Origin of the sequence: Bacteroides sp. CACC 737 (assembly GCF_013874375.1) — a bacterium.
Lineage (GTDB): Bacteria > Bacteroidota > Bacteroidia > Bacteroidales > Bacteroidaceae > Bacteroides > Bacteroides uniformis.
Genome location: NZ_CP059408.1, coordinates 272,534 through 297,733 on the forward strand (window position 1 = coordinate 272,534; position 25,200 = coordinate 297,733).

Here is a 25,200-nt window from a genome sequence, read left to right on the forward strand (position 1 = left end):
TGTTATTTCACTGCGTCAATAGCCTTGCAAACATCAGCAAAGATTTCTTCCAATACGCCGAAGCCTTGGATGTGCTGGTATTTGCCATCTTGTTTGTACCAGTCAATTAGCGGAGCTGTCTGTGAGTGATAAACAACAAGGCGCTTTTTGATTGTCTCTTCGTTGTCGTCTGCACGTCCTGATTCTTGTCCACGCTTGATGAGGCGCTTCATCAGTTCTTCTTCGGGCACGTCGAGGTCAAGCATCACGCTGACTTCTTGTCCGCGTTCGGCGAGCATCTTCTTTAATGCTTCAGCTTGGGCGATTGTTCTGGGGAAGCCGTCGAAAATCACGCCTTTGCTATCCTTGAAGCTGTCGAACACGCTTGCCAGGATATCAATCATCAACTCATCGGGAATCAACTGGCCCTGGTCGATATAACCTTTAGCAGTCTTGCCCAGTTCTGTACCGTTCTTCATTTCAGCACGGAGCACGTCTCCGGTAGAGATGTGGTTGATGCCATACTTTTCTACAATCTTTTCACTTTGCGTTCCCTTACCTGAACCGGGAGCGCCAAAAATTACAATGTTCAACATTTGCTTAGTTATTATTTAATGATTTACTATATTATGTCTGTATCAGTCTACTACAGTATAAATGTCGGGATAGTTGCGCCCGAAGCCGTCATAATCCAACCCGTAGCCCACGATGAAGTCGTTCGGAATATTCATGGCCACATATTCTATGTTCAAATCAACTTTCAGCTTATCGGGTTTCACCAGTAGGGAGGCAATATGAATCTCCCTGGGACCGCGAGTGCCGAGGGTGTCCAGTAAGCGTTGCATGGTGAGTCCCGTATCTACGATATCCTCTACAATGACCACTGTACGGTCCGTGAGGTCTTCATTGATGCCTATTACTTCCTTGATTACCCCGGTAGAGGATACTCCTTGATAAGATGCCAATTTGACAAACGAAATTTCGCAGGGAATCGTGATTCGTTTCAGCAAATCGGAGGTAAACATGAACGAACCGTTCAGTACGCTGAGGAATAGAGGATTCTTTCCTGCCAGGTCGCGGTTGATTTCGTTCGCTACACGGGTTACTTCTTTCAGTATGTCCTGCTCCTTGATGGAGACTGTGAACATCTTGTCTTTTATTTGTATGGTATCCATAGATGGGATGTTTTTAGAAAGTTGCCGCAAAAATACGATTTTTATTCCACTCCATGCATCATCTTCTGTAATTTCTTTGAAAGCAGGAAGAGGATAAGCGATGCCGTGGCAGACATGATGACGAACACCATGAAGAAATCGTACATCGTCTCGATGCGATAACCCAGCAGCGTCTTTACTTTTCCGGCTTCGGGGTAGAGCCCGCTCAGCGTGCCTGCAAACTTATTGGCAGTGGCGGTGGAGAGGTACCATATCCCCATCATTAGTGAGGCGAAGCGGATGGGCGTGAGCTTGTTCACCATGGAGAGCCCGATGGGCGAGAGGCAGATTTCGCCCATGGTATGGATGAAGTAGAGCCCCGTCAGCCAGATGAGACTCACCTTGATGCCCGGCTGAACATCTTTCACCCCAAAGCAGATGACGAGATAGCCCAGTGAAAGCAGTAGCAGGCCGATGGCTTGCTTGGTGGGCGAGGCGGGCTCCATGCCCCGTTTGCCCAGGGCGCCCCATACGCCCGGCATGATGGCGGCAAGTATTACTACAAAGAAGGGGTTGAAGGACTGAATCCAGGAGGCGGGCATTTCCCACCCCAGGATGACGCGGTCGGTCTGCTCGGAGGCGAAAAGCGTGAGCGAGGCGCCTGCCTGCTCGTAGGCCGCCCAGAAGAAAATGACGAAGAAGGCGATGATGTAGATGACGAAGATGCGGTCGCGCTCCGTCTTGGTGAGCGAGCCTTCCAGCAGGATGCTGACGGGAAACACGATGCAGGCGGTGAAGATGCCGATGCTTATCCAATCGCTCCCGAAACACCAGTAGAAGAAACCGGCAAGCGCGATGGCGAGCAGGGCGAGCAGCAGGTAGTTGCGCATGGGCCGTCCGTTGGCGTGGGCACTCTTCCGGGCGGTGTTGTCTGCCTGGGGCCGCTCCTTGCGGGCGTCGGGGATAATGCCGAGGGGCTTGCCGTCGGGGCCGATGAGGTACTTGTTCTTCTGGGTTTCGAAGAGGACGACCGTCAGCACGGTGACGATGGCTGCGATGAGGAAGCCCCATCGGAAGTCGTGAGGATTGCCCGTCTCGCCAAAGTAGCCGCAGACCAGCGGGGCGAGGAAGGAACCCACGTTGACACCCATATAGAAGATGGTGTAGGCGGAATCCAGCCGTTTGTCACCCGGCTTGTAGAGTTGCCCCACCAGGGAGGAGACGGTGGGCTTGAAGCAGCCGTTGCCCAATATAAGGAAAGTCAGTCCGCCGTACATCAGCCAATGCGAAAGCTCACGCGCCTCCAGCATCGAGGCGCTGGCAAACATCAGGAACTGGCCGACTGCCATCATCATGGCCCCCCAGAAGACGGAACGGCGGATGCCCCAGTATTTGTCGGCGATGTAGCCTCCGATTAAGGGCGTCAGGTACACCAGTCCGGTGTAGCTGCCGTAGATGGAGGCGGCGTGCTCCTTGTCGAAAAGGAGCGCCTGGGTGAGGAACAGGATGAAGATGGCACGCATGCCGTAGTAGCTGAAACGCTCTGCCGTGCTGGTGGCGAAGATAAGGTAAAGACCTTTCGGGTGTCGGGATGTACTCATTGAATATGCTTTTATTGTTTTGGCTTTTATTATATGTTGAGGGTACAAAATTAGTCATTATTTTGCGTAAGTTAATGGGTATAATTAGAAACTTGCCGGCAAGCCTGCGGGAACTTGCCGACAAGCCTGTGCAAACTTATCCGTAAGCCTACGCAAACTTAAAACAGAATTTCTGTTTCTGTAAATAAAGCTTTTGTTTATAGAAATAGAGCTTTTGTTTCTAAGAATAAAGGCTTTGTTCTAAGAATCCTTTGCATTGAAGACAACTTTTCCTTACGGAGCAGATATCTTTTCCCGGGGGACAAAGCAACTTGATAAAAAACGTCTTCTCTTTGTACAGTTGAAATCAAAGCCCTATCTTTGCTCTACGATTTTAAGATAATCCTATTATGAAGATATTTCCTACTACAAGCATCAAGCAACTGGATGCAGATACCATAGAGAATGAACCGATTGCCTCCATCGACTTGATGGAACGTGCCTCACGCGCATTGGCCCGTGCCATTGCCGAGCGTTGGGAGCCGGACACGCCGCTCACCGTTTTTGCCGGACCGGGGAACAACGGTGGCGATGCGCTTGCCCTGGCGCGACTGCTGGCTGGGAAGGGCTACCGGCTCGAGGTGTATCTCTTCAATACGAAAGGGACGCTTTCGCCGGACTGCGAGACGAACAAGGAGCGGCTGGCCGACGTGCCGGGCGTGGACTTCCACGAAGTGACCACTCAGTTTGTACCTCCTGTGCTGACGGCGGACCATGTGGTGATAGACGGCCTCTTCGGCAGCGGTCTGAACAAGGCTCTGAGCGGCGGTTTTGCAGCCGTAGTGAAGTACATCAACGCTTCGCCCGCAACGGTGGTGTCCATCGATATCCCATCGGGACTGATGGGTGAGGACAACACCTACAACGTACATACGAATATCGTCCGTGCCCATCTGACGCTGAGCCTGCAATTGCCGAAACTGGCATTTCTCTTTGCCGAGAACGAGCCGTATGTGGGCGAATGGCAGTTACTGGACATCGGGCTCAGCAAGGATGCCATCCATGACATGGAAACGGACTTCTGCCTGCTGGAGCATGAAGATGTATCTGCCCTGCTGAAGCCGCGCGGCCGGTTTGCCCATAAGGGGAATTTTGGCCGTGCACTGCTGATAGCCGGTTCGCAGGGGATGGCGGGAGCTTCGGTACTGGCTGCGCGTGCGTGCCTGCGTTCGGGTGTGGGGCTGCTGACGGTACATGTGCCGTTCTGCAACAACTTCATTGTGCAGACTTCCGTGCCCGAAGCCATGACGGAGCTGGACATCAGCGACACCTGCTTTGCTGCCGCTACCGATACGGACGATTACCAGGCCGTAGCGATAGGCCCGGGACTGGGAAAGGCGGCAGAGACCGAGGCGGCTCTGCTGGAGCAGATAGAGATATGCCAGACTCCGATGGTGGTGGATGCCGATGCCCTGAACTTGCTGGGCGAGAAGCGTAACTATATAGGGCGTCTGCCCAAAGGGAGTATTCTGACTCCGCACCCCAAGGAGCTGGAGCGTCTTGTAGGCAAATGCCAGAATTCGTACGAGCGCTTGATGAAGGCTCGCGAGCTGGCGAAGAGCGCCGGAGTGCACATTATCTTGAAAGGTGCTTATTCTGCCATTGTCACTCCTGCCGGGAAATGCTTTTTCAACCCTACCGGCAATCCGGGTATGGCAACGGGAGGCAGCGGTGATGTGTTGACGGGAGTGGTGCTTGCCTTGCTTGCCCAAGGTTATGAGCCGGAGAAGGCTGCCTGCCTGGCCACGTATGTGCACGGACTGGCGGGAGACATAGCCTGCAAGAAGCAGGGGGCAGTGGGGATGACGGCGGGGGATATGACTGCTTGCTTGCCGTTGGCGTGGAAGATGCTGGAAGAATAATTCTTTTCCGCTTATTTCTCTCTTGTCGTAATGTGGAAGCATCCTTGCTTCAACTCGTACTTGATGTAGCATTTATCGGCTTTCCGCAGGTCACGGAGCACTTCCGAAAGAACCAGCTTTAAGGTATCTGCGCTGACATCCTGCAAAGGGCGTCCATCTTCGTCTTCTATTTTCTGGAAGCGTTTCCAACTGACATCGAATGTCGTTCCGTAAAAATGTGCCGAGTTTGGAGAAGCATTGCCGTTGCGGCGGCGCAGGCGTTTTACATCGTCCTGGGTGCGAAGTACGGAAGTCACAATTATCTTGTTTGGATTCAGTCCTTTGGCGGTCAGTGAATCTAGGAAGTTGTGTCCGATGGTGTCCAGTAGGCTGGCGGCGCCCGGAATGAGATAAGGGATGGAATGCGTCAGTGAATCCACGGCATACAGTTCGTTTGTCGTGATAGGTTGCAGTTGCTCCTTCATCTTTTCTGCTTCCTCGCGGGAGGAAAGCACACGTATGCCGATGGCTTGGGCTACATTGAGATGTTTCTCATTCAAGTCTCCGAATGAGCGTTTGTAGCTGACAACGCCCCGAATGTTGCGCGGTTCGTTCAACTTGAGCGACATGTCTTTCTTCTTGCAGCCGGCAAAGGTGAATGTTGCGGCAGCTGCGACAATTATCAGTATAGGTAGGATTTTGGAAGAATATTTCATGATGTCTGTGAAAAAACTGCGTTAATCTGTGTAATCTGTGGTGAAAAAACGTGCAAAGATAATTCAAACGTTTTTAAATTAGCACTATCTTTGCTGAAAAAGCGAATATAGGCTGCACCTCAACATAACTTTTTCATGCGAGCATGAAAGTTCTGTATTCGGTTTGCACTATCTTTGCACACAAAAAAGACCGTGCAACGATATTTTATATACCTGGCTTATGATGGCACTGCTTATCACGGCTGGCAAATCCAGCCCAATGGAGCAAGTGTGCAGGAGTGTTTGATGAAGGCGCTGAGTACCTTGCTGCGTCGCGAGGTGGAAGTCGTGGGAGCGGGGCGTACCGATGCCGGGGTTCATGCCTCACTGATGGTAGCTCACTTTGACAGTGATTCTCCTCTGGACACTGTTTTTATGACGGATAAGCTGAATCGTCTGCTTCCTCCCGATATTTCTGTATACCGCTTGCGGGCCGTGAAGTCCGATGCACATGCCCGCTTTGATGCTACGGCGCGTATGTATAAGTATTATGTCACTACCGCCAAGTCTCCTTTCAACCGCCAATATCGCTGCCGTCTGTTCCAAACACCGGACTTTGAACGGATGAATGAGGCTGCCCAAACCTTGTTTGACTATACGGACTTTACCAGCTTCAGCAAACTTCATACGGATGTCAAAACCAATAATTGTAAGATTATGCATGCTGCCTGGACTCGGGTAGACGATGTGACCTGGGTTTTCACCATCCAGGCCGACCGGTTCCTGCGGAACATGGTACGTGCCATTGTCGGCACTCTACTCGAAGTGGGTCGTGGAAAACTTTCTGTTGAAGGTTTCCGACGCGTCATCGAACAGAAGGACCGTTGCCAGGCAGGAACCTCCGTTCCCGGAAATGCATTGTTTCTGGTGGATGTAGCCTATCCGGAAACTACTTTTTTAGAATAAACAGAGGGATGCACTACAAAAACGTACCCCCCTCCCTTTAATTTTTAATTCTTAATTTTTAATTAACTCTATGTGGTTATTACTTGCTTTCCTTTCTGCTGCCTTGCTGGGATTTTACGATGTCTTCAAGAAGAAGTCGCTTCGTGATAATGCCGTACTGCCGGTACTTTTCTTGAACACGCTGTTTTCGAGCCTTATATTTCTTCCTTTCATTCTGGTATCAGCCTTTGCACCGTCGGTGTTGGGAGGTACGATGTTTGATGTTCCCGTGGTGGGGTGGGAGGTGCATAAGTTTATTGTTGTCAAGTCGTTTATCGTGCTTTCTTCCTGGATATTCGGTTATTTCGGGATGAAGCATCTGCCGCTGACCATCGTGGGACCGATTAATGCGACGCGTCCCGTAATGGTGCTTGTAGGTGCCATGCTTGTGTTTGGCGAACGCTTGAACCTTTATCAATGGATTGGCGTGCTGCTTGCCATAGTCTCCTTCTTCATGCTGAGCCGTTCGGGCAAGAAAGAGGGAATCGACTTCAAGCATAACAAATGGATTCTTTTCATCGTGCTGGCTGCCGTTGCCGGAGCTGTCAGTGGGCTGTATGACAAATATCTGATGAAGCAGCTCAACCCGATGTTGGTGCAGTCGTGGTATAATGTCTACCAAGTCTTTATCATGTGTCCCATTATCCTGTTGTTGTGGTATCCCAAGCGAAAAGAAAGTACCCCGTTTCGTTGGGACTGGACCATTATCTGTATCTCCATTTTCCTTTGTGCGGCAGACTTTGTCTATTTTTATGCCCTGAGCTATGAGGACTCCATGATTTCCATCGTTTCGATGGTGCGTCGTGGTAGTGTTGTAGTTTCCTTCCTTTTCGGTGCGCTTTTCTTCCGTGAAAAGAATTTAAAAAGTAAGGCTGTCGACCTCATTTTGGTGTTGATTGGAATGTTCTTCCTATATTTGGGGAGTAAATAAACAAGAGATATATGGCAGAAGACCTATATATAAATGCTGGTAGCAAGACAGAGAAATATCGCGCTTTGCTTCCTCAACTGAAAAATCTGCTGGCAGGTGAAGATGACTTGATAGCCAATCTGGCGAATGTTTCGGCGGCGCTGAAAGAGACTTTCCATTTCTTTTGGGTAGGCTTCTATTTGGTGAAGGGTGAAGAATTGGTGTTAGGACCTTTCCAGGGACCGATAGCTTGTACGCGCATCAGGAAAGGCCGCGGTGTTTGCGGCGCGGCATGGGATAGAGCCGAGACGTTGGTTGTGCCCGATGTGGATGCATTTCCCGGACATATAGCCTGCAGCTCGCTGTCGCGTTCGGAGATCGTGGTTCCGCTGAAGCGTGAGGACGGTGAAGTGTGGGGAGTATTGGATATTGACAGTGACGATTTGGGCAGTTTTGATGAAACAGATGCCCGTTTCCTTGAAGAAATGATTAAAATGTTATGATAAGAAAACTGAGTGCTTTTTTGATTTTGGCTTTCATCGGATGGGGGTATTTGCAGGCTCAGGAAGCCAAGACGTGTTTTAAGAATATGCCGGATTCTATATGTCCGTTGCTTAGCGCCGTGAACCGTGCGGATTTTATAGACTTTCTGGAAAGTAAAATGAAAGCTGAGGTGACCAACAGCTTTGGTGGTAAATCGGAAATGACGGAACTTTCTCCAGACTATATACATGTGAAGATGACTCCCCAGAGCTCGTGGCAGATGAAGCTCTTGCCTGTCAACGACAGCACGAAAGTGGTTTGTGTGGTATCTACGGTTTGTGCTCCGGCTTGCGACAGCCATGTCAAGTTCTATACGACGGACTGGAAGGAGCTGCCTGCTTCGTCCTACCTGCCGGCATTGCCCGTTCTGGATGATTTTATCGCTGAGGCTGCGGATACGGTGGATGTCTATGAGTATCAGGATGCCTGTCGCCAGGCCGACATGCTGCTGATGAAAGCGGACCTTTCTGCGAAGGACGCCACGTTGGTATTCACTTTTACCACGACCGATTACATGGGTAAAGAAGCGGCGGAAAAATTAAAGCCGTTTGTCCGCCGTCCTATTGTTTATACTTGGAATCAAGGGAAGTTCAAGAAATCCTCTACTTCACTTTGATTCTGTCGAATCCCTCTCCATAGACTCCGATGACTGCACTTTGTGATACAAAGGCATTGGGGTCTATGTCTTTTATGAGCCGGAAAATGATGGTGGACTCCCGCTTCTTGGCCAGCACGAACAGCATTTTTATCTCTTTTCCCGTATAGAAACCCGAGGCGTTGATGACTGTTGCACCTCTGTGGGGATATACTTGGATGTGCTTGGCTATCTCCTCATATTTGTCGCTGATAATGAAGAATTGTACGGACTGGCGGGCACTGTTCACCACTTGGTCGAGTACGAAGCTGCATATGTATAGAGTAACGTAGCCATACACCACCTTTTCCCAATCTTTTAGAACAAAGTAACTGGACGAGATGATGATAAGGTCACATATCAACATGACTCTGCCCAGCGTGATGTCGCGGTATTTGTTGATTACGGCGGCAATGATGTCCGTGCCGCCAGTACTGCCGTTGTTGGAAAAGGCGATGCCGATGCCGCTACCGCAGAAGGAGGCACCGATGACACAAGCCATGAAAGGCTGGTCGTGCAGGAGGACAACACCCTCGGTCAGTTTCTGGATAATGGAAAGGAAAAAGGTCAGGGTGAATACGGCAAAGATTGTCTTTACGCTGAACTTCCATCCCAACACACGTAGGGCAAGCAATAGAAGTATAAAGTTGATGGCGAAGTACGTATATTGGACGGGAAATCCAGTGGCAAAATATACGATGGATGCAATGCCCGGTACGCCACCGGTAGTAATATCGTTGGGAAGCAGGAAGACTGTCCAGCCGATACCATATAAGACCATACCCAGGGCAATCATCAGATAATCCCGCAGTTCGCGCATGGTGTTCTGTCGGGAGGGAACATTTACTATTGTTTTCATTATAATTTTATGTGGTTGTGAAAATGCGGGGACAAAGATACTGCTTATTTAGGGTATAATGTTGAAAAAAAATGCGGATTTTTGCAACCAAACTTTATCTTTCTGCGTCTAATAAATAAAAAGAGGAGATTATGAATATGAAAATGAATTTTTCCATGGACGAGATTCGTCTTAAAGTAGAGGAGTATATAAAGAAAGGTGGCCGGGCAGCCGGTCGTCCCGTACTGACTGCTTATTATGTACTGACTGCAGATTCTACTCCGGAGAGTGAAAAGACAAATATCATGATTGCTTTGGTGGCCATTGTATTTCCTACCAGTATAGAAGACCTTTTGGGACAAGTCTTTATGGTAGGGAAGGGATTTGCCGCAGTTTATGCTTATAAGAAAGTGAAGAAATACATCACTCCACAGATAAAAGACAAGGTTGAAGCTAAATTGGATGAGTGGTTCCATGAGAATGTGACGGAGGTGGTGGAGCCACTTTATCTGGAATGATAATGCACCACTGATTACACAGATTTGCACAGATAAAAATCCTTGAGATAAATTAATCTGTGTAAATCTGTGTAATCTGTGGTAGCCCCTTTACCGTTTCTTGCTCAAGAAGCGTCTGGCCAGATATTTCCGTACCGGTTCATCATAGAATTTCAAGCATAGATAAGCCAATAATATGTTCCATGCGTAAACACACAAGGCAACCTGCCAAGTCTGCTCCAACGTGAAGAGCTGGTTCTTGATGAGCCATGCATAGAACAAGTACATAAATGGATAATGTATCACATAGACTGGATAGGATATATCTCCCAGGAATTTGCATATCCGGGTTGATTTTTTATCCGTTGTGGTACCGGAAGCTCCTAACCAGACGAGAACCGGAAAAGCGATGATTACACAGAACGCTTCATAAATGCCATTTGTACAGACCGGTGTTGCACCTTCCAGGTAGGGCACTGAAAACAAGGCAACCAATGCAATGGTACATATCCAGAAAGCACCTTTCACCTTGATAGGCTTGAAGTTGCGCGACAAAAGCATGCCCATGGAGAAAGGAAAAAGCATCCTCAGCAATCCGCCGCCAAAGTTTATTCCGTCCAGTGTCCAGCCTACTCCCATATTTCCGTATCCGGAGACATCGAAAATGGCGAATGATGCCAATGCCACTCCCAGCAATATTGTCAGTACGGCGAGGGCTTTGTTTGATAAGCGGCGGATAAACAAGGCGTAAAGGATGTTGCCTATATATTCAAAGAACAAGGACCAGCATGGACCATTCAAAGGAAACATTTCGCCATTACCACGGACTTCATAACCTGCACCTGGCATTGCGGGAATAAAAAATATAGTACAAAGAAGGGACAGCATAATCATGGAGAGGGCAATATGTGTTCCGTCCCATTGTACGCATCCTTGAAGACAGAAGGTAATGGCACCCAGGACGGCTCCCATAATGACCATCGGATGGAGACGTATTAGGCGCCGTTTAAAGAAGTTTTTCATTGTGAGACTCCTGCCCCAACGGTCGTCATAAGCATACCCGATAACGAATCCCGATAGTATAAAGAAGAAATCTACAGCTAAATAGCCGTGGTTGAAGGTTTCGATAATGCCACCACCGGCAAAAGCATAGCCTTCGAATATATGATACCATATAACCATCAAGGCTGCTACGCCACGGAGGCCGTCGAGAAGGTCATAATGTGCTTTGGTGTCTGAAAAGGCAGAAGATGAAATGTGCGACATCTGTTTTTTTCTGTTGTTTGGTTAATGTTTTCGGATGTCAAAGATACGCCATGCGAAGCGAAGTTCTTTTGCTTAAAAGCAAAAAAGAACGGCAATCTTCTATTTTTTTGCGCGTACCCGGCTGAGAGTATAGATGGAAATACCCAGGAAGGCTGCCACATATTTTAGCTTCACCCGATTTATCAGTCCGGGGTAACGGCGGTTAAATTGTTCATACCGCTCTTTGGGAGGCAGTTGGAGCCTTCCCACAAACATATGACTGAGCTCCTTGTTTACGTTCTGATGCAGTATTCTGCCCCAGTTGGCTATATCAATATATGTTTCGTAGAGAGCATTTAACTTGTCTATGTGGATGACGTAGATTTTGCAGTCCGAAAGAGTTTCAATGCTTTCTACTGACGGCTGCTGATAGTACAGTGAATCCATTCCGAAGGTTACATCACCTTCCTGGCTGAACCAAGTGGTGGTATCTTGTCCGTCGTGATGAAATACGGAACGGGTGACCCCTTCCTCAATGAAATAAACCAAACGGTCTGTCACTCCTGCTTGTACTATATAAGTTCCTTTAGGATAGTGTCTTACCTGCATATTCATCAGCAATGCCTGAAGAGCTTCTTCGGAAACCGGATAAATCTGCCTGATTTTATGAATGATGTTGTTCATTGGAGGAGAGCTTTTTATTCGTTTACAAACTTACATAATTTTATTAACTAAAACTGAACTTTGATATACAAATGTGTGCGTTGCCTTATAAGCGTTTATGGTATAGTGGGATTTTTCTTGTAAAAGAGATGTTTGTTCTTTGAATATTGTATCTTTGTAGAAAACGGTAGCCTATGAATAAAATATTGGTAACATTATTGGCTCTAATCGGAGGCAGCTGTATTTCATTCGCACAGATGGAGACTGGAAGAGTTTCCGATACAGCTGAGGATACATTGAGAATAGAAAATGAAATTGTCGCTGTTGATACCGGATTTTACCAGTCAGTAGTCCGCTATGATACGGTGCGCTATAATTTGAAAATGCAGAGTGTTTACAAAAAGGCTTTTCAACTAAAGAATGATGTTTTTGTGGAAAAGATGAAAGAGCCGTGGTTAGATGATATTCTCAGAAATATCTTATTTAAATAACCATGAATTTGTGCTTTGCGTCATTCGGTTGACTTCCAGGTTTAACTCACTCGGTTAAACCACACTAAATTCAGCATTCTCTAAAAACAAAAATCAGATAGAAATCTTGCGATAACTATCTGATTTTCAGAAGAGCGGAAGACGGGGCTCAAACCCGCGACCCTCAGCTTGGAAGGCTAATGCTCTATCAACTGAGCTACTTCCGCAATTTTTTGTGGGCAAAGATGGATTCGAACCACCGAAGGCGTAAGCCAGCAGATTTACAGTCTGCCCCATTTGGCCACTCTGGTATTTGCCCTTTTGCACTTAAGATTCTATCTCAATTCTCTCATTGAGTAGGTTTGTTTCTCAATTGCGGTGCAAAGATACGACTATTTTTGTAAACTCCAAGCAAAATCTATCATTTTTATTGCAGTAATTGCACATTCGTCTCCTTTATTACCCAGCTTACCACCGGCGCGGTCTTCTGCTTGCTCCATAGTATTGGTAGTAATTAATCCGTAAATTACTGGTACATCGCCACTTGCGTTTAATTGGGTAATTCCTTGGGTAGCACCCATGCAAACATAGTCAAAATGTGGAGTATCTCCTCTGACTACACAACCAATTGCAATAACTGCATCGACTTCACTGTATTCGATAAGTTGGTTGGCGCCGAAAGTCAGTTCAAAACTGCCGGGTACTGTTTTTACCAGAATATTTTCATCTTTGGCTCCATGTTTTTTTAAGGTGTCTATGGCGCCTTTTAGGAGAGCACCGGTAATATTATAATTCCACTCAGATACAACGATGCCGAATTTCATTTTTTCCGCGCTGGGTACAGAACTGAAATCGTAGTCTGAAAGATTGTGATAAGCTGTTGCCATAAATAAGGAATTAAGAATTAAAAATTAATAATTGAAAATTAAAGGGAGAGGGGAGATAAAAGAGGCACGGACTACACGGATTCACGGCTATTGTGTCTTTCCGTGTTTTCCGTGTAATCCGTGCCTGAGATGTCTTTATAATAAGGTATATTACTTCTTCAACAGTTTGGCTTGTTCGATATACTTGTCGATATCCATTGCCTGGTATGAACGGAAGTATTTATCCTTGATAGTGGTATACGCCTGGATTGCATCGTCATACTTACCTTGCTTTACCAGGATTTCTCCGGCTTGCAGCAGGTAGATGGGGCTGAGGGAGTTGTTGTCGGCTTCGTTGGCGGCTTTCAGCAGCATAGAAGCGGCTTTGTCCAGTTGGCCGAGCTGCGCATAGCAGTTACCCATAGCACCTTTCATGGCAGGAGCTACCATTTGGTCGTCTCCGTCAAAGCTGTCCAATGCTTTCACTGCTTCGTCATATTTGCCGAGGTGTGCATAGCAGAGACCCATATAGGCTTTTGCAAGATTGGCTGCTTTTGTGCCGCTGTATTCGTCTGCCACTTTTACAAATCCGGCAAAACCGATGCTGTCACCGTTCAGTGCTTGTGCATAAGCGTCTGCTTCGAAGTATTCTTGTCCTTTGAATAAGGCAGCTTGTGCTTTTTCTTCACGGGGGTCTGCATAAAGGTTCTTGTACATCACTACACCGGCAATGATGATGATTACTGCTACTACAGCGCCGATGATTGCTTTTTTGTTCTTAATGAAAAAGGCCTCCGATTGTGTCAGTGCATCCTCCACGTTTAAGGCTTCATTCGTCTTTTTTTGTTCTGCCATTTTTATATAATCTTTTTGTTATTATTCTTATTTATCTATTTCGACCCGCAAAAGTAAGTTTTTTATAGCTATCAACGAAATTTAGCAGCATCTTTTTTTGTATTGTATCAGAAAACGCTGAAATTATTTCTACTTTTCAATAAGCCGGGCTTCACCTCTGTGTTAAAAATAAGCAGGCTTATTTTGTACTGCTTTTGGTTTTGCATTATCTTTGTAACCGAACTCATCGTTACTATAATGATACTGAAACGTATATCTATACTCAATTATAAGAACTTGGAGCAGGTAGAGCTTACATTCTCGCCCAAGTTGAACTGCTTTTTCGGACAGAACGGCATGGGGAAAACGAACCTGCTGGATGCGGTGTATTTCTTGTCTTTCTGTAAAAGTGCCGGTAATCCCATTGATTCCCAGAATATCCGCCATGATGCCGACTTCTTTGTTATTCAAGGGTTTTATGAGGCTGCCGATGGGACTCCTGAAGAAATCTACTGTGGTATGAAGAGGCGCCAGAAGAAACAGTTCAAGCGAAACAAGAAGGAGTATACGCGTTTGTCAGACCATATCGGCTTCCTGCCTTTGGTCATGGTTTCGCCTGCCGATTCGGAGTTGATAGCAGGAGGCAGTGATGAACGCCGACGTTTTATGGATGTGGTTATCTCGCAGTACGACAAAGAGTATCTGGATGCTTTGATACGATACAATAAAGCTTTGGTGCAGCGGAATACCTTACTGAAGAGTGAACAGCCGGTGGAGGAAGAGCTCTTTCTGGTTTGGGAGGAGATGATGGCGCAAGCCGGCGAAGTGGTGTTCCGCAAACGTGAGGCCTTTATCCGTGAGTTTATTCCTATTTTCCAGTCTTTCTATTCATTCATTTCGCAAGATAGGGAGAAGGTGGGATTAAGCTATGATTCCCATGCCCGCGATGCCTCTTTGCTGGAAGTACTGAAGGAAAGCCGTGTACGCGACCAGATTATGGGCTATTCATTGCGCGGTGTGCACAAGGACGAGCTGAATATGCTTTTGGGAGATTTCCCCATCAAACGTGAAGGATCGCAGGGACAGAACAAGACTTATCTGGTAGCGTTGAAGCTGGCACAGTTTGATTTCCTGAAACGTACCGGGACCACTGTTCCCTTGTTGTTGCTGGACGATATCTTTGACAAACTGGATGCCTCGCGTGTGGAGCAAATCATCAAGTTGGTGGCAGGCGACAGTTTCGGACAGATTTTTATAACCGATACCAACCGCGAACACCTGGACCGTATTCTGCATAAAGTGGGCAGTGATTATAAGATGTTCCGTGTGGAGCAGGGAATAGTTGCTGAGATGAAGGAGGAAGAGGCATGAAGCGAAATAATGCCGAACAGATAGGTGAGCTTATCCGTCATTACCTCAGGCAGGAAAGTCTGGAGTCTCCGCTGAATGAACGGCGGCTTATCAGTGCGTGGCCCGAAGTGCTGGGCCCTACTATTGCCTCCTACACCCGTGAACTTTATATAAAGAACCAGGTACTTTATGTACACCTCACTTCTGCTGCCCTGCGCCAGGAGCTGATGATGGGGCGTGAGTTGCTGGTGCGCAACTTGAACCGTCATGTGGGGGCTCAGGTCATAACGAATATCATATTCAGATGAGCATCCTCAGCTCATCTATTCTTTCAATCTTCAGTTCTTTCAATTCCTGGACTGCCCGGTCATAATACATCGGAGTTTCCAAATCCTTGTTGTCATGCGCATCCAGTCCGATGATAGCTGTACAGCCTTCATTGGCAGCGATTCGCCAGAATTCCGGGCATGGGTAGGTGGATAAGCTGTGCGCTTCATTGTAGGCTACATAGCCTATATTGTATTCCAACGGGACATTCAGGCGTGCAGCAGTGCGGCAGATGTGCCGGCTGATGGTAGTGCAATGGTGGTCGAATCTCGGATAGGAACGCATGAACAAGTCCGGATGGGCAAGGCAAGAGAATAATCCGCTTTCCATACCTTCGATGGCGCTCTCTTCGTAAAGGTCGAGCATATCGCGGCTGTCCGTATGATGGCCGAAGTAGGGGAACTTTTCATCAGTGTGGTAGTGATGGTTTCCGAAGATGATATAGTCCAGTTGGTACTTCTTGATTTGTTCTTTCAGCCAATGGATATATTGGGGGAAGTATTCACATTCAAGTCCTATTCTGATGTCTATCCGGTCGTGGTATTTCTCACGGAGCGTCTTAAGACTCTCCACGTAGCCGGGAAGCTCTTCGGGGAGCATCCGCATGTCGGCTACGTAGTCAGTACGGTATTTCCAGGGAGTGTGGTCCGAAAATCCGAGTATCCGGTAACCGCCTTTGATGGCACTGAGCACATAGTCTTCATCATCTCCGGTGGCATGCATGCAGCGTGTGGTGTGCGTGTGATAATTAGTTTTCATTGCGTTATGATTTCATCCATGCGTATATCAAACGGTTCCGCAGGAACTTCTTCTACGAGTTGAAACGGGAAACAGATGCCGGCTTTGTAGGCTAATGGGATGCGGGGCAGAAGCCGGTCGTAGTAACCTTTACCGCGCCCCAGACGGTTGCCGTTACGGTCGAATGCGACACCGGGAACTACTATGAAGTCAATGTCTGCATAGTCAGTAAATAGCTCGCCGGTTGGTTCTTCAATGCCGTATGCGCCGGGTTTCAGGTCTTCCGGTCCGGTGTACAGCCGCAGTTCCAGGTCGTCGCCTACAACTACCGGAAGCAGTATTCGCTTTTCGCGGCTCCACTTCCGGATAAATTCGTGTGTGTCCACTTCGTCTTTGAGAGAGTGATAAAGCAGTACGGTTGTTGCCGCCCTGAAAGCAGGATGTGCCTCGAGGGCGGCAAGTATTTCAGCAGACTGACGCGTAGTGGAAGAGCTGTGTCGGGTCTTCAACAAAGCTACCTGCCTGCGCAGTTCTTTTTTCCTTTCCATCATCTTTTGTATCCTCTATGATTGGTGTCGCTTCCGGGGCTTTGGGGAATGCCTCGCCACGTTCCAGAATATCCAATGCCTTCTTGACGGTAGCATCGCTCTGGTTGATGTAGCGGATGTATTGCTCCCTTCCCAGTATGTTATAGATAATGTTGCCGTAAAGGCTTCTTTCCAGTAGCTTGTAAGACTTGTGTATAAGCAGGTTGCGCCGCTTTACTCCCTTGGAGTCTGCAAAACGCACAAACTGTTCCACAATACCCTGATGGCGAAGGTACTTCAACAAGTCTTCTTCATTGTCGTATTCACTCAATTTCGTGCGGTTGCGGTCGGTATACTGGAAGCTGAATTGCAGAATCAGTCCCTTGTTGCTTACTTCTATCAGGTAAGAAGATACTCCGGTGGTGTCTTGCGGAACGAATACGTCCGGCATAATGCCACCGCCGCCGTATACGGGTCTGCCCAAGCCGGTAGAGTAACGTAGGTTTTCGTCCAGTTTGATACTGTCTTTGGAGAAGAACTCGCCGTGTTCGTAACGGGTAATCCAGTCCATTTCGTATTTGCTGTCCTTACCGTTCTCATAGGGACGCTGGATGCAACGGCCCGATGGGGTGTAATAGCGGGCAATGGTCAGGCGGATGGCGGAACCGTCGCTGAAGTCGATGGGTTGCTGTACGAGTCCCTTGCCGAAGGAACGGCGTCCTACAATGGTCCCGCGGTCATTGTCCTGAATGGCGCCCGCAAAGATTTCGCTGGCCGAAGCGGAGCCTTCATTCACCAATACTATCAGCGGCAGCTTCTGGCAACTGCCGGTGCCGTTGGCATATTCCTCCATACGGGGATATTTGCGGCCGTGGGTATACACTATCAGCTTTCCTTCCGGCAGGAATTCGTTCACCATGCGCGTGGCGGCTTCCATGTATCCTCCGGTATTGTCGCGCAGGTCGATAATCAGGCCTTTGCATTTCTCGTGGCTCAGTTGGGCAATCGCATTCAGCAGCTCCACGTGTGTGGTGCGTCCGAATTTGCTGATTTGTATATAGCCATAGTCATCATTGAGCATATAGGCTGCATCAATGGTGTTTTGCGGGATGTCACCGCGTGTGATGGTGAAGTCGAGCAACTCCTTTTCCGTGGCACGCTTGACGCCTAACTTCACTTGGCTTCCTTTCGGACCTTTCAGGTTGCGCATAGCCTTTTCGTTTGTCAGGCCTTTGCCTGCAAAAAGACTGTCGTTGACCATCACAATGCGGTCGCCTGCCATCAGGCCCACTTTCTCGGACGGTCCGCCGGGAATCACGCTGTTTACGTGTATCGTGTCTTCCTGAATGGTGAACTGGATGCCTATACCGCTGAAGCTGCCTTCAAGTTCGGAATTAACCTCCTCCAGTTTCTGTGCGGGGATGTAGGTGGAGTGGGGGTCGAGTTCCGCCAATATCTGTGGCATGGCCTTCTCTACCAAATCGGTCATGTTGACGGTATCCACATACTGGTCGTCAATAACACGCAGCAAGGCATTCAGCTTGTTGGACGAGCTATTGATGATTCCCAGTTTATTACCGGCAAAATGCCTGGCATAAAACGTTCCGATAAGGATTCCCGCGACTACGCTGATTGCGATGATAAGCGGCATAAAGCGGGAAGTATTTTTTGTACTCATGATGTTTATTTACTATTAGACTATTTACAATTTACTATTTGGCTGCACATGCAATTTTCAACTTTCTATTATCCATTATCCATTGAAATAAATACCACCTCGATGCCTGCCCGTTTCAAAAGTTCGATACCATCTTCCAGGCGGTATTTCTCGGAGTAGACCACCCGTTTGATGCCTGCCTGGATAATCAGTTTGGCACATTCTATGCATGGGGAGGCGGTGACGTACATGGTGGCACCGTTACTGCTGTTGTTTGAACGGGCTATTTTGGTAATGGCATTTGCTTCGGCATGGAGCACGTATGGTTTGGTGACGTTGTTCTCATCTTCGCACACATTCTCAAAACCGGAAGGAGTACCGTTGTAGCCGTCGGAGATAATCATCTTGTCTTTTACAATCAGTGCACCGACCTGGCGGCGTTGGCAATACGAATTTTCGGCCCAAATGCTTGCCATACGTATATAACGCCTGTCCAATGCTTCTTGTTTGTCTTTTGTAGAATCGTCCATCATATTTATGTTTTATCGTTGCGGGGTGAATCCCATGACTCTGGTTGTCGGTCCGTCTTTAAAATAGAGGGTCAGTGAATTGGCATCCCCTTCATACTTGTACACATTTTGCAGTCCGGAGATGAATGTCTTGGCCAGTGCATCGCTCTCTGCGGACCCCGTAACCTTTACGCTGATGCTGAGCGAGCCTGAAGCTCCGTCGGCTTTCCAAGTGCCGTTGACGCTTGAGTTGATGCCTTGTCCGTTGACGGTGGTGCCCATCAGTTCTCCATCCAGTTCGGTACCTTCAAAATTGAGGGTGAAGGTACTTTTCTGATTATATAGCTTGTCCAGACTCTTCTTCATCTCTTCCTCATTGTTGTTCCAAAGGTTTGGATAGAATTGGGCATTGCTGCCTTTATTGGTGAGTCGGCTGAGCTTCCATGTCTTCCCGGTGAATATCCCGACAACATCGTCTTCATTGTCGCAACCGCTTAACAGGGGAAGCAACGACAACATGAGCAGTATGCAACAGATGTTCCTTATAAGTCTCTTCATTTCTTTATTCCATTTCTGATTAATAATGCGTCGATTGTAGGCTCTTGTCCGCGGAAGCGTTTATAGAGCGTCATCGGATGTTCCGTTCCACCTTTGGAAAGGATATTCTCTCGGAAGGAGGCGGCAGTCTCAGGGTTGAAGATGCCCGTCTGCTTGAATAGCGAGAATGCATCTGCATCCAGCACCTCTGCCCACTTATAACTATAGTATCCGGCAGAATATCCTCCGGAAAAGATATGGGAGAATTGTGTGCTCATGCAGGCTTCTGCCACAGAAGGCAGAATCTGTGCTTTTTCCCAAGCCTTCTTTTCATAGGCTTTCACGTCACCTTCAAACGGGGTGTTACGTGTGTACCAAGCCATATCAAGCAGGCCGAAGCTAACCTGGCGGAGGCAGGCGTATGCCGCGTTGAAGTTGGAGGAATCCACAATGCGCTGTACCAGTTCGTCCGGTATCAGTTCACCGGTTTGGTAATGGCGGGCAAACGTATGCAGGAATTCCTTTTCGATAGCGAAGTTCTCCATGAATTGGGAGGGGAGTTCCACAAAGTCCCAATACACATTGGTCCCACTCAGGCTTCCGTAGGTGGAATTGGCAAACATACCATGCAGGCTGTGTCCGAATTCGTGCAGGAAGGTTTCTACTTCACCGAAGGTCAATAGGGCGGGTTTGTCTTGTGTCGGTTTGGTGAAGTTCATCACGATGGATATGTGGGGACGGCTGTTCTCGCCGGTCTTCTCGTCAATCCACTGCTCCTTGTAGCTGGTCATCCAGGCTCCCGAGCGCTTGCCTGCCCGGGGGTGGAAGTCGGTATAGAACACAGCCAGGAATTTTCCGTCTTTGTCGAATACCTCGTAGGCGTCCACATCCTTGTGATAAACGGGAATATTTGGGTTCTTCTTGAAGGTGATGCCATACAGTCTGGTTGCCAGGCTGAATACACCTTCCTTCACGTTGTTCAGCTCAAAGTAAGGGCGGAGCAGCTCATCGTCGATATTGAACTTCCGGTCTTTCAGTTTATGGGAATAGTACGCCCAGTCCCACGGCATCACGACGAAGTCTTCTCCTTCCGCTTGGCGTGCCAGGGCTTGCACTTCTGCATATTCTTGTTTGGCGGTAGGCGTGTAAGCCTCCAGCAGTTGGTCCAGCAGCTTATACACGGACTCACTGTTTTGTGCCATGCGCTCCTGGAGGTTGTATTCGGCGAAGTTGTCATAGCCTAGGAGTTGGGCAATCTCCATACGGACATTGGCCAGTTTCTTTACAATTTCCAGGTTATTGCTGGCGTTGTCATGCGTACACTTCGTATTGTAGGCCATATATAGCTCACGGCGCAGGTCACGGCTGTCTGCGTAGGTCAGGAAAGGGCCATAGCTGGGAGCCTGCAAGGTGAATACCCAGCCTTCGACGCCTTTTTCCCCGGCTGTCTCTGCAGCGGCTTCTACCGCGCTCTCGGGTAGCCCGGCCAGTTGTGACTTGTCGGTGATGACAAGCTTGTAGTCGTTCGTTTCTTTCAGGTTGTTTTCACTGAACTGCAGCGTCAGCAGACTGAGCTCTTTGCATAAAGCCCGGTATTTCTCCTTGGCTTCTCCCTGGAGGTTGGCTCCATTGCGTACAAAGCCATTGTAAATATCTTCCAGCAGCTTGTGCTGTTCCGGGTTCAGCGTCTCTTTGTCTTGCTGCTCGTAAACCGCTTTGATGCGTGCAAACAGCTCTTCGTTCAGGCTGATGTCGTTTTCATGCTCGCTCATCATAGGCATGATTTCCTTGGCCAGTTCCTGCAGGTCATCGTTCGTTTCTGCGCTGAGCAGATTGCCGAATACGGTACCGACACGGTGGAGCATTTCGCCGGACTTCTCATAGGCCAGCACTGTGTTGGCAAATGTCGGGACTTCCGGATTGCGGATGATGGCATCTATTTCCGCATTCTGGCGGCGGATGCCTTCGTGGATGGCGGGTACATAGTCTCCGGTCTTAATCTTGTCGAACGGGACAGTGCCGTGTGGCGTGGAGTATGTTTCAAAAAAAGGATTTTGAGACGATATAGTGTTCATAAAGCAAAGCAATATTAGAGTTAGTATAATCTTCATCATCATTAAAGAAGCTGATAAAAAACGTACTAGCTGCAAAATTGCAAAAAAAATAGGCGACTTCTGCAGAAGCCACCTATTTTTTATTATTTTCTAACTGTATATTAGCAGTTAACTGATGCCATGTGAGCAATCAGGTCAAGAACCTTGTTAGAATAACCGATTTCGTTATCATACCAAGATACAACCTTAACGAAAGTATCAGTCAAAGCGATACCAGCCTTAGCGTCGAAGATAGAAGTGCGAGTGTCACCCAAGAAGTCAGAAGAAACAACTGCATCTTCAGTGTAACCCAGAACACCCTTCAATTCGCCTTCAGAAGCTTCCTTCATGGCAGCGCAGATTTCAGCGTAAGTAGCGGGCTTAGCCAAGTTAACTGTCAAGTCAACTACAGATACGTCCAAAGTCGGAACACGCATAGACATACCAGTCAGTTTACCGTTCAATGCCGGGATAACTTTACCTACAGCCTTAGCAGCACCGGTAGAAGACGGGATAATGTTGCCAGAAGCAGCACGACCACCTCTCCAGTCTTTCATAGAAGGACCGTCAACTGTCTTCTGAGTAGCAGTTGTAGAGTGAACAGTAGTCATCAAACCGTCAGTGATACCCCATTTGTCGTTCAATACCTTAGCGATAGGAGCCAAGCAGTTAGTAGTACAAGAAGCGTTAGATACGAATTGAGTACCCTTAACGTAAGTCTTTTCGTTAACACCGCAAACGAACATCGGAGTGTCGTCCTTAGAAGGAGCAGACATTACAACATATTTTGCGCCAGCTTCGATGTGAGCTTGAGCTTTGTCTTTGCTCAGGAACAAGCCAGTAGATTCAACAACGTATTCTGCCTCTACTTCGTTCCATTTCAAGTCAGCCGGATTTTTTTCTGCAGTGATGCGGATAGCCTGACCGTTAACGATCAATTTGCTGTTTTCAACGTCAGCTTCGATAGTACCGTCGAATTGACCGTGCATAGTGTCATACTTCAGCATGTAAGCCAAGTAGTCTACCGGGCAAAGGTCGTTGATACCTACGATCTGAATATCGTTTCTCTTCATTGCAGCGCGGAATACGAAACGTCCGATACGTCCGAATCCATTAATACCTACTTTAATCATTTTGTTTAAACTTTTAAGGGTTTTATAATGTTTAAAAATAAACTTTCGCTTACTAATTGCATTTCTTTCTGATTTGCGGTGCAAAAGTAAGAAAATGTTTTTATATTCGTAACCAAAATCATAATTAAATAATTGAAAAGATGGGAAAAAGTTCATTTTTACAGGAATTTAAGGCTTTTGCCATGAAGGGCAATGTGATAGACATGGCCGTCGGTGTGATTATCGGTGGGGCATTTGGAAAAATCGTCTCTTCCATCGTGGCAGATGTGATTATGCCTCCTATCGGGTTACTGGTGGGCGGTGTCAACTTTACAGACTTGAAGTGGGTGCTGAAACCTGCCGAAATGGTGGATGGGAAAGAGGTTGCTGCCGTGACCTTGAATTACGGTAATTTCTTGCAGGTCACTTTCGACTTTCTGATTATAGCATTCTCTATCTTCATGTTTATAAAGTTGTTGACCAAACTGACTGAAAAGAAGAAAGAAGAGGCGCCTGCCGTTCCTCCGGCTCCCCCCGTACCGAGCAAGGAAGAGGTGCTGCTGACCGAAATCCGTGACTTGCTGAAAGAAAAGTAATATCGAAGCAGAACTTCATAATGTGGTTAATGTGCCGGTTGGCATATTAATTACATTGGTACCTTTAACTCTTCCCGACACTGCCGGAAACTGTTCCTTTTTGTGCTAAGCAATAATCTTACCACAGCTGTGGTAAGAAAATAACATTGCTGTGGTAAGCAAGTTGCATAGCTGTGGTAAGAAAACAACACGGCTGTGGTGAGAATAGCTTTTCGTATATTTGTGGATAGTGTTTGCCTGAATTTAAAGCTGTTTTTAGTAAAAAAGCGTTTTTCTGTCACATTATCCCTAATAATTCCTTTACTTTTTCTACTTTTGCAAATCATTTATTAAAGTCTATACGGATTTATATGCAAGAGAAGATTATTATTCTTGATTTCGGTTCGCAAACCACGCAGCTCATAGGCCGCCGGTTGCGCGAACTGAATGTCTATTGCGAGATTGTACCTTACAACAAATTTCCATACGGAGATGAGAGTGTAAAAGGAGTTATCCTTTCGGGTAGCCCCTTTTCTGTTTATGATAAGAGTGCATTCAAGGTAGATTTGAGCGGGATTCGTGGGAAATATCCCATTCTGGGTATCTGCTACGGTGCACAGTTTATCTCCTACAGCAACGGTGGACGGGTGGAGCCGGCAGGAACCCGCGAGTACGGACGTGCCCATCTCGGTTCTTTCGATTCGGAGAATGTCCTTTTCAAAGGGGTAAGGAAGAATACCCAAGTATGGATGAGCCACGGAGACACGATTACAGCCATTCCCGACAATTTCAAGATTATAGCTTCTACGGACAAGGTAGCGATTGCTGCTTACCAGGTGTCCGGCGAGGAGATGTGGGGAGTGCAGTTCCATCCGGAAGTGTTTCATAGCGAGGATGGTACGCAGATGCTACGCAACTTCGTGGTAGACGTCTGCGGTTGCAGTCAAAGCTGGAGCGCCGCATCGTTTGTAGATACCACTGTAGCCGAACTGAAGGAGCAGCTTGGCAACGATCGCGTTATCTTGGGACTGAGTGGCGGTGTAGACTCTTCGGTAGCCGCCGTGTTGCTGCATCGTGCCATCGGTAAGAACCTGACCTGCATCTTTGTAGACCACGGACTGCTTCGCAAGAATGAGTTCAAGAATGTGATGCACGACTACGAGTGTCTGGGGTTGAATGTGATTGGTGTGGATGCCAGTGAGAAGTTCTTCAAGGATTTGAAGGGAGTGACCGAGCCTGAGCAGAAGCGTAAAATCATCGGCCGCGATTTCATCGAAGTCTTCGATGCCGAGGCGCACAAAATTACCGATGCCCGTTGGTTGGCACAAGGCACCATTTATCCCGACCGCATCGAGAGCTTGAACATTACGGGCAAGACCATCAAAAGCCATCACAACGTGGGCGGTCTGCCCGAGGAGATGAACCTCCGTCTGTGCGAGCCGTTGCAGTGGCTGTTCAAGGACGAAGTACGCCGCGTAGGACGCGAATTGGGAATGCCCGAACATCTGATTACTCGTCATCCTTTCCCTGGCCCGGGACTGGCTGTCCGCATTCTGGGGGATATAACACGAGAGAAAGTACAGACCTTGCAGGAAGCCGACGATATTTTCATCCAGGGCTTGCGTGATTGGAAAGTGAAGGATGCCGCCGGCAACGAGACATCGCTCTACCATCAGGTCTGGCAGGCGGGCGTCATTCTTCTGCCCGTACAGAGTGTGGGCGTGATGGGTGACGAACGTACCTATGAACGTGCGGTGGCCTTGCGTGCTGTTACTTCCACCGATGCCATGACGGCCGACTGGGCGCATCTGCCCTACGAATTTCTGGGCAAGGTGTCCAACGACATTATTAATAAAGTGAAAGGTGTGAACCGCGTAACCTATGACATCTCTTCAAAACCGCCCAGCACAATAGAATGGGAATAAGACCGACTGAAATTATTAACTTAAAAACAATATAGA

General features: G+C 47.8%; 27 protein-coding genes and 2 tRNA genes. 11 read left to right on the plus strand and 18 right to left on the minus strand.

Going from position 1 to position 25,200, the window contains the following annotated elements; translation table 11 throughout:
* Positions 1 to 2: 2 nt before the first annotated feature.
* Genes H1A11_RS01275 through H1A11_RS01285 form a run of 3 tightly spaced genes read right to left on the minus strand, consistent with a single transcriptional unit; the run spans position 3 to position 2,734 of the window.
* Positions 3 to 575 (minus strand): adenylate kinase, encoded by a 573-nt coding sequence (locus H1A11_RS01275; RefSeq protein WP_005823672.1) that lies wholly within the window; start codon positions 573 to 575, stop codon positions 3 to 5.
* Positions 576 to 617: 42 nt separating this feature from the next.
* Positions 618 to 1,154 carry a hypoxanthine phosphoribosyltransferase gene (gene hpt / locus H1A11_RS01280; protein ID WP_005835372.1) on the minus strand — a complete coding sequence of 179 codons (537 nt, stop codon included), beginning with the start codon at positions 1,152 to 1,154 and terminating at the stop codon, positions 618 to 620.
* Between the two features lie 41 nt (positions 1,155 to 1,195).
* Positions 1,196 to 2,734: a peptide MFS transporter gene (locus H1A11_RS01285; protein ID WP_181757620.1), complete on the minus strand. Its 1,539-nt coding sequence runs from the start codon at positions 2,732 to 2,734 to the stop codon at positions 1,196 to 1,198.
* Between the two features lie 389 nt (positions 2,735 to 3,123).
* Here H1A11_RS01285 and H1A11_RS01290 point away from each other — a divergent pair, with 389 nt between their 5' ends.
* The gene (locus H1A11_RS01290) at positions 3,124 to 4,635 is read left to right on the plus strand and encodes an NAD(P)H-hydrate dehydratase (protein ID WP_131225867.1); all 1,512 of its coding nucleotides are present in this window, start codon (positions 3,124 to 3,126) and stop codon (positions 4,633 to 4,635) included.
* An 11-nt stretch (positions 4,636 to 4,646) separates the two neighbouring features.
* On the opposite strand, the gene H1A11_RS01295 is transcribed toward H1A11_RS01290, so the two are convergent.
* Complete coding sequence (locus H1A11_RS01295; RefSeq protein ID WP_117599433.1) at positions 4,647 to 5,330, minus strand: DUF5715 family protein; 684 nt, start codon at positions 5,328 to 5,330, stop codon at positions 4,647 to 4,649.
* Between the two features lie 192 nt (positions 5,331 to 5,522).
* On the opposite strand from H1A11_RS01295, the gene truA reads away from it, so the two are divergent.
* The 4 genes from truA to H1A11_RS01315 all read left to right on the plus strand — a co-directional run bounded on the left by truA (position 5,523) and on the right by H1A11_RS01315 (position 8,383).
* Positions 5,523 to 6,275: a tRNA pseudouridine(38-40) synthase TruA gene (truA, locus tag H1A11_RS01300; protein ID WP_181757621.1), complete on the plus strand. Its 753-nt coding sequence runs from the start codon at positions 5,523 to 5,525 to the stop codon at positions 6,273 to 6,275.
* 70 nt (positions 6,276 to 6,345) lie between these two features.
* Positions 6,346 to 7,245, plus strand: a complete 900-nt coding sequence (locus tag H1A11_RS01305) for a DMT family transporter (protein ID WP_016272603.1) — start codon at positions 6,346 to 6,348, stop codon at positions 7,243 to 7,245.
* An 11-nt stretch (positions 7,246 to 7,256) separates the two neighbouring features.
* Entirely contained in the window at positions 7,257 to 7,727 is a 471-nt protein-coding gene (locus H1A11_RS01310) for a GAF domain-containing protein (RefSeq protein ID WP_181757622.1), read from the plus strand.
* Positions 7,724 to 8,383: a DUF3256 family protein gene (locus H1A11_RS01315; RefSeq protein WP_181757623.1), complete on the plus strand. Its 660-nt coding sequence runs from the start codon at positions 7,724 to 7,726 to the stop codon at positions 8,381 to 8,383. The genes H1A11_RS01310 and H1A11_RS01315 overlap by 4 nt, the downstream gene beginning before the upstream one ends.
* On the opposite strand, the gene H1A11_RS01320 is transcribed toward H1A11_RS01315, so the two are convergent.
* Positions 8,370 to 9,260 carry a YitT family protein gene (locus H1A11_RS01320; RefSeq protein ID WP_181757624.1) on the minus strand — a complete coding sequence of 297 codons (891 nt, stop codon included), beginning with the start codon at positions 9,258 to 9,260 and terminating at the stop codon, positions 8,370 to 8,372. The genes H1A11_RS01315 and H1A11_RS01320 overlap by 14 nt on opposite strands.
* Before the next feature lie 131 nt (positions 9,261 to 9,391).
* Between H1A11_RS01320 and H1A11_RS01325 the strand changes: the two genes are divergently transcribed.
* Positions 9,392 to 9,757: a hypothetical protein gene (locus tag H1A11_RS01325; protein WP_117749655.1), complete on the plus strand. Its 366-nt coding sequence runs from the start codon at positions 9,392 to 9,394 to the stop codon at positions 9,755 to 9,757.
* A gap of 90 nt (positions 9,758 to 9,847) precedes the next feature.
* Here H1A11_RS01325 and H1A11_RS01330 read toward each other — a convergent pair whose 3' ends face one another.
* Positions 9,848 to 11,002, minus strand: coding sequence for an acyltransferase (locus H1A11_RS01330; RefSeq protein WP_181757625.1), 1,155 nt, complete (start codon positions 11,000 to 11,002; stop codon positions 9,848 to 9,850).
* Between the two features lie 99 nt (positions 11,003 to 11,101).
* Positions 11,102 to 11,665: a Crp/Fnr family transcriptional regulator gene (locus H1A11_RS01335; RefSeq protein WP_181757626.1), complete on the minus strand. Its 564-nt coding sequence runs from the start codon at positions 11,663 to 11,665 to the stop codon at positions 11,102 to 11,104.
* A gap of 173 nt (positions 11,666 to 11,838) precedes the next feature.
* On the opposite strand from H1A11_RS01335, the gene H1A11_RS01340 reads away from it, so the two are divergent.
* Positions 11,839 to 12,135: a hypothetical protein gene (locus H1A11_RS01340; RefSeq protein WP_005823625.1), complete on the plus strand. Its 297-nt coding sequence runs from the start codon at positions 11,839 to 11,841 to the stop codon at positions 12,133 to 12,135.
* 133 nt (positions 12,136 to 12,268) lie between these two features.
* Here H1A11_RS01340 and H1A11_RS01345 read toward each other — a convergent pair.
* The 4 genes from H1A11_RS01345 to H1A11_RS01360 form a co-directional block, all read right to left on the minus strand.
* Positions 12,269 to 12,341 (minus strand) — tRNA-Gly (locus H1A11_RS01345).
* Between the two features lie 9 nt (positions 12,342 to 12,350).
* Positions 12,351 to 12,433, minus strand: a tRNA-Tyr gene (locus tag H1A11_RS01350).
* A 73-nt stretch (positions 12,434 to 12,506) separates the two neighbouring features.
* Positions 12,507 to 13,001 carry a 6,7-dimethyl-8-ribityllumazine synthase gene (gene ribH / locus H1A11_RS01355; protein ID WP_005823623.1) on the minus strand — a complete coding sequence of 165 codons (495 nt, stop codon included), beginning with the start codon at positions 12,999 to 13,001 and terminating at the stop codon, positions 12,507 to 12,509.
* Between the two features lie 150 nt (positions 13,002 to 13,151).
* Complete coding sequence (locus H1A11_RS01360) at positions 13,152 to 13,835, minus strand: tol-pal system YbgF family protein (RefSeq protein WP_057282025.1); 684 nt, start codon at positions 13,833 to 13,835, stop codon at positions 13,152 to 13,154.
* Positions 13,836 to 14,072: 237 nt separating this feature from the next.
* On the opposite strand from H1A11_RS01360, the gene H1A11_RS01365 reads away from it, so the two are divergent.
* Positions 14,073 to 15,185 (plus strand): DNA replication/repair protein RecF, encoded by a 1,113-nt coding sequence (locus tag H1A11_RS01365; protein WP_117966027.1) that lies wholly within the window; start codon positions 14,073 to 14,075, stop codon positions 15,183 to 15,185.
* A complete protein-coding gene (locus H1A11_RS01370) occupies positions 15,182 to 15,472 on the plus strand; it encodes a DUF721 domain-containing protein (RefSeq protein ID WP_005823615.1) in 291 nt (96 codons plus the stop codon). Before H1A11_RS01365 ends, H1A11_RS01370 begins: the two co-directional genes overlap by 4 nt.
* On the opposite strand, the gene H1A11_RS01375 is transcribed toward H1A11_RS01370, so the two are convergent.
* From H1A11_RS01375 to gap, 7 genes are all read right to left on the minus strand, one after another.
* Entirely contained in the window at positions 15,465 to 16,250 is a 786-nt protein-coding gene (locus H1A11_RS01375) for a histidinol-phosphatase (protein WP_119961255.1), read from the minus strand. The two genes, H1A11_RS01370 and H1A11_RS01375, sit on opposite strands and share 8 nt — an antisense overlap.
* Positions 16,247 to 16,777, minus strand: coding sequence for a 5-formyltetrahydrofolate cyclo-ligase (locus tag H1A11_RS01380; RefSeq protein ID WP_119961254.1), 531 nt, complete (start codon positions 16,775 to 16,777; stop codon positions 16,247 to 16,249). The genes H1A11_RS01375 and H1A11_RS01380 overlap by 4 nt, the downstream gene beginning before the upstream one ends.
* On the minus strand, positions 16,695 to 18,434 hold the full coding sequence (locus H1A11_RS01385) for a S41 family peptidase (RefSeq protein ID WP_181757627.1): 1,740 nt from the start codon (positions 18,432 to 18,434) through the stop codon (positions 16,695 to 16,697). Before H1A11_RS01385 ends, H1A11_RS01380 begins: the two co-directional genes overlap by 83 nt.
* Positions 18,435 to 18,502: 68 nt before the next feature.
* Entirely contained in the window at positions 18,503 to 18,943 is a 441-nt protein-coding gene (locus H1A11_RS01390) for a dCMP deaminase family protein (protein WP_022401703.1), read from the minus strand.
* A 12-nt stretch (positions 18,944 to 18,955) separates the two neighbouring features.
* Positions 18,956 to 19,480, minus strand: coding sequence for a DUF4847 family protein (locus H1A11_RS01395; protein WP_138345094.1), 525 nt, complete (start codon positions 19,478 to 19,480; stop codon positions 18,956 to 18,958).
* Positions 19,477 to 21,534 carry a M3 family metallopeptidase gene (locus tag H1A11_RS01400; RefSeq protein ID WP_138345095.1) on the minus strand — a complete coding sequence of 686 codons (2,058 nt, stop codon included), beginning with the start codon at positions 21,532 to 21,534 and terminating at the stop codon, positions 19,477 to 19,479. The genes H1A11_RS01395 and H1A11_RS01400 overlap by 4 nt, the downstream gene beginning before the upstream one ends.
* A 140-nt stretch (positions 21,535 to 21,674) precedes the next feature.
* Complete coding sequence (gene gap, locus H1A11_RS01405; RefSeq protein WP_117601142.1) at positions 21,675 to 22,685, minus strand: type I glyceraldehyde-3-phosphate dehydrogenase; 1,011 nt, start codon at positions 22,683 to 22,685, stop codon at positions 21,675 to 21,677.
* 140 nt (positions 22,686 to 22,825) lie between these two features.
* Between gap and mscL the strand changes: the two genes are divergently transcribed.
* Together mscL and guaA are read left to right on the plus strand one after the other, a co-directional pair.
* Positions 22,826 to 23,260 carry a large-conductance mechanosensitive channel protein MscL gene (mscL, locus tag H1A11_RS01410; RefSeq protein ID WP_117601141.1) on the plus strand — a complete coding sequence of 145 codons (435 nt, stop codon included), beginning with the start codon at positions 22,826 to 22,828 and terminating at the stop codon, positions 23,258 to 23,260.
* 350 nt (positions 23,261 to 23,610) lie between these two features.
* Entirely contained in the window at positions 23,611 to 25,164 is a 1,554-nt protein-coding gene (gene guaA / locus H1A11_RS01415; protein ID WP_117601139.1) for a glutamine-hydrolyzing GMP synthase, read from the plus strand.
* Positions 25,165 to 25,200 lie beyond the last annotated feature (36 nt).